The sequence below is a fragment of the Pseudoalteromonas sp. HM-SA03 genome (genome assembly GCF_002289345.1).
Classification (GTDB): domain Bacteria; phylum Pseudomonadota; class Gammaproteobacteria; order Enterobacterales; family Alteromonadaceae; genus Pseudoalteromonas.
The window spans coordinates 1-3869 of the sequence record NZ_NSDG01000077.1 but is presented as its reverse complement, the minus strand read 5'-3'; the positions used below and the strand labels follow the sequence as shown (position 1 = coordinate 3869).

General features: G+C 40.9%; 3 protein-coding genes and 3 pseudogenes (1 of these 6 running past the window's edge). 4 read left to right on the top strand and 2 right to left on the bottom strand.

Annotation, left to right across the window (positions count from 1 at the left end; all coding sequences use genetic code 11):
- Both CKO50_RS15350 and CKO50_RS24750 read left to right on the top strand, forming a co-directional pair.
- A pseudogene (locus tag CKO50_RS15350) lies at positions 1–561 on the top strand (serine hydrolase domain-containing protein) (it extends 690 nt beyond the left edge of the window).
- 14 nt (positions 562–575) lie between these two features.
- Positions 576–842 (top strand): tetratricopeptide repeat protein, encoded by a 267-nt coding sequence (locus tag CKO50_RS24750; RefSeq protein WP_255229984.1) that lies wholly within the window; start codon positions 576–578, stop codon positions 840–842.
- Between the two features lie 488 nt (positions 843–1330).
- Here CKO50_RS24750 and CKO50_RS15345 read toward each other — a convergent pair whose 3' ends face one another.
- Both CKO50_RS15345 and CKO50_RS15340 read right to left on the bottom strand, forming a co-directional pair.
- Positions 1331–2716 (bottom strand): HipA domain-containing protein, encoded by a 1386-nt coding sequence (locus CKO50_RS15345; RefSeq protein ID WP_176474683.1) that lies wholly within the window; start codon positions 2714–2716, stop codon positions 1331–1333.
- Positions 2703–2969 carry a helix-turn-helix domain-containing protein gene (locus CKO50_RS15340; protein WP_095728913.1) on the bottom strand — a complete coding sequence of 89 codons (267 nt, stop codon included), beginning with the start codon at positions 2967–2969 and terminating at the stop codon, positions 2703–2705. Before CKO50_RS15340 ends, CKO50_RS15345 begins: the two co-directional genes overlap by 14 nt.
- Positions 2970–3372: 403 nt before the next feature.
- Between CKO50_RS15340 and CKO50_RS15335 the strand changes: the two are divergent.
- Together CKO50_RS15335 and CKO50_RS25160 are read left to right on the top strand one after the other, a co-directional pair.
- Positions 3373–3483 (top strand): annotated as a pseudogene (locus CKO50_RS15335) (transposase); the annotation flags it as partial.
- A 203-nt stretch (positions 3484–3686) separates the two neighbouring features.
- Positions 3687–3796 (top strand): annotated as a pseudogene (locus CKO50_RS25160) (transposase); the annotation flags it as partial.
- Between the last annotated feature and the right edge of the window lie 73 nt (positions 3797–3869).

Here is a 3869-nt window from a genome sequence, read left to right as displayed (position 1 = left end):
GAACTTATGGTGCCAAATCAGGCTCGCCAATATATTCATTTAGGTGAGGGAAATTACAAAAACTTTTACGGCGAATTCCCTTATATGTTGAGAACCGCCGCGGGAATGAGTTCAACCGCAACGGAACTAGCTAACTATGTTGTATCACTACAACAAGGCGAGCTGGTTAAAGAGTTAGATATGCTATGGATGCCAGTTAAGCTGAACAACGGGCGTACAGAAGCCTTTAACACCAAAGAAAACGGCTATGCAATGGGCTGGCAAGTGACTCAGCGTAAATATCACCCAGCGATCAGCGCAAGCGGAGGAAACGCGACTACGGTGATCACCTACCCTGAAGACAAGGTTTCCGTGATTGTACTTACTAACCTGTTGGGTGGATTACCCATTGAGTTTGTTGATAATATTGCCGCTTACTATATTCCCAACTTTAACGGCGCTAATAAGAAAAAGTCCTACCAGCCAATGGCGTACTTAAAGCAGCTTACAGATAAACAAGGTTTTGCCGACTTCGCGACTACNGTTTGCAAAAGCGCAGCAAGATACCGGTGTAATGTATGATTTAGNAGATCTTGGTGGAGTGGGGCAATAAGCTTGTTGAAGATGGTCAAGTTAATAATGGTATCGAAATCTTTAAATTTGCGCTGACGCAAAATAACGAGCAGCCATATTACCACAACAGCATCGCGCAAGCGTATGAGTTAAACAAGCAGTATGCGCAAGCACTGGCGCACTATCAGCAGTTACTTGCGATAAATCCAAACAGTCAGTTCGCAAAAAACAAAGTAGCGGANAGTGAAGGAGTATCTTTAACTCTCCATAAGACTGTGACGGCAGCCTAAGCAAATCGAAAGCCGCAAGTTCAATTACTTGCGGCTTTTTGGTATTTAACCTGAGGTTTGGATAAGAAATGANGCTAACTCATTGTTTTTAAAATTACATTAAATTATCCGAAGCTCTGGTTAATTACTATTGGCAATAAATCGTTGTCTATACTTAACGAAGTATTAGGGGCTGCGGTATACTACGCAATCACCTATTTGAGTTATGTACTGCCATAGACATAACTAGTACAGGTCATTGATAGCAAACCTGATTGAGAAAATCATACCATGAGCTAACAACCTACTTTACCCTTTGAGCCACAAGCACCGAACCACTACGTTGATGCCTTTCGCCACTTTAGCGCTGCGCCCATGCTGGAAAGGAATCATATATGCGTAAAATTTTCTTAAATATTTGATTTATTTAAGTCTTAATTGCAAGTTTTGCTGTCTACTTATTGTCACTCCACTTTAATGAAACAAACAGAAATAGCCAGAAATCCACACTAAATTAAGTCGCTCATTTCCGTTATTTGATCCACTTCTGCACTTAGCTCTTCAAGCGTTTCACCTATGATCTCAATGCATTTCTCAATATGCTGAATTTCAGAATCGGTTAACTGTTGCTTAAGTGCATCAGTTTTGGCTAAATCAACAGAGGTTTGCACTTGCTTGATCATTTGCCTCATCAACAATTGCAGACGAGGGAGTGATATACCAAATTCATGGGCGAAGTCTGCCAACATGTAAGCACTAAACGGGTGATTAAAATTACCAGTACTACCTGCATCATATTCACCTATCGACATCGCGAAATGGTTTGCCATTGGCGCATTAGAATTTTCATCAGCCTGCCTTGCCTGGAGCTCTCGAATGATGGCCTCAATATTTACCAAATCGTAAAATGGCGTAAGACTCAAACCCTGTTTACCCACAAAGAAACTGACGTTCTTACCGTGAGCATCATAGTTACGCACTAAAATATTAAAGGTCATCCAGCGTATAAGTTGCGTTTGATACGCTTCGGCATTGGTTGTTTGTACATTAAACAGCTTCGGAAAAGACACACCGTCACGAATATAAATACCGTCGCCTTCATCACCGTGTTGACGCTCGTATTTGTATGATGGGGGTAGGTTGGTTGCTTGGCAGCCATCGATAATATGACGGCGCATAACACGCTGCTGCTCAGCTATTAACTTACGGTCAAAACGGTCAATGACAAACGTGCTGACTTCTCCATATTTTCGTATTGCCACCTCTGGTACATTAATACCCGAATGTTTTGCCAATAACATGGTAAATAATTCATTCACGACAATAAAAGGCGCTTTTCCCGTTTCAAACTTAAAGATCTTATTGGAGCAAAGCTGGCCTTCACCAAACCCTAATTTGCCATCTATCTCTAATAAGTTAAGTTTATCTTGTACACCTGCGACTGATAGCCTTGTACGACCATCCCAATAGGTAATTGATTCTCCTGCATTCTTAAAACGAGCTAACTTTTCGATTAGCTCTTCATTAGTAACTTCTCGAAATGAACTTTCGGTTTCTTGATTATTTTGACTTGTAAATGACAACGCGCCAGATGTGTCAGCACCGATGATCTTGATAAGCCCAAAGGTATTATTTTTGGATATAGTAGTATTACTAGTGATTTCTTCTAACCCTTTACCTTCAGGTAACAAGTTTTGTAGAAAGTTTCGAACCGCCCTGTGATCAAACTTACCGTTCAAAGGTAGGTGGGGCGAGATAGCAAAGCCCTCTTTAATCCAATCAGGCTCGTAAGTTAAGGTTAATTCGGTTTCAGAGCCTACAGGAATGGTTATTGCTGCAATTCTACGATCATGACCGATATAAACGTTCAGGGTATTTAGATCAGTACCAGTCATCACTTACCTCTGTTTCTGCTTTGGAAGTAGCATCATCGGAAAGAAGGCTAAATGAAAGACCAAGGTATTCCATTACCTTGAGAAGGTTCGCTAACTTTACATTGGTATCGCCTTTTTCTATTTTCACCAGCGTTGGTTTTGAAATAGACAATGCTTCAGATACATCTACGAGAGACAACTTCATACCAGTTCGCTTTGCAGTGATCGCCTCAGCGAGCTGAGTAGGGGTAAAGCGTTCTGATAAGTTAGGCATCACTGTTGCCTTAACCGCTTTACCAGTTCTGTTTGTCTTGGCAAGATTACTCATATAAGTTAACTATTATTTACTTTTAAAGATAAAGTAATGCCGAAACAATTATAAGTCAAACATAATTAACTTATAGTTTTGGAGAGCCTTTCTCTCATTAAAAGTTAGTTCTAATTTACTTTTAATGCTGTAAAAAAGAGTCTAGGGAAGCTAGTTCATTTTTAATAGCACGCCTTATTTCAGCACTCTGATGACCTATATAGCCTAATAATAAACCGAAGAGAAAGTAAACCGAAGACGAAAGAAAGTAAACCGAAGACACCCACTACTAATTCACCACTAATTTGCACCTTCCTAAGATCCCGCCTAAGCTTTAATTCTGCACTCAAAGGATTGAGGAAACCAAACGATGGCTACAGCCCGTAAAAGACAGATCAGTTTAACCGACACCAAATACTACCACTGTATCTCCCGCTGCGTAAGGCGCGCCTTTCTGTGCGGTGAAGATAGATTTACCGGAACGAAGACAAAGAGAAAGTAAACCGAAGACACCCACTACTAATTCACCACTAATTTGCACCTTCCTAAGATCCCGCCTAAGCTTTAATTCTGCACTCAAAAGTAAACCGAAGACACCCACTACTAATTCACCACTAATTTGCACCTTCCTAAGATCCCGCCTAAGCTTTAATTCTGCACTCAAAGGATTGAGGAAACCAAACGATGGCTACAGCCCGTAAAAACAAATCAGTTTAACCGACACCAAATATTATCACTGTATCTCCCGCTGTGTAAGGCGCGCCTTTCTGTGCGGTGAAGATAGATTTACCGGAACAAAGTAAACCGAAGACACCCACTACTAATTCACCACTAATTTGCACCTTCCTAAGATCCCGCCTAAGCTTT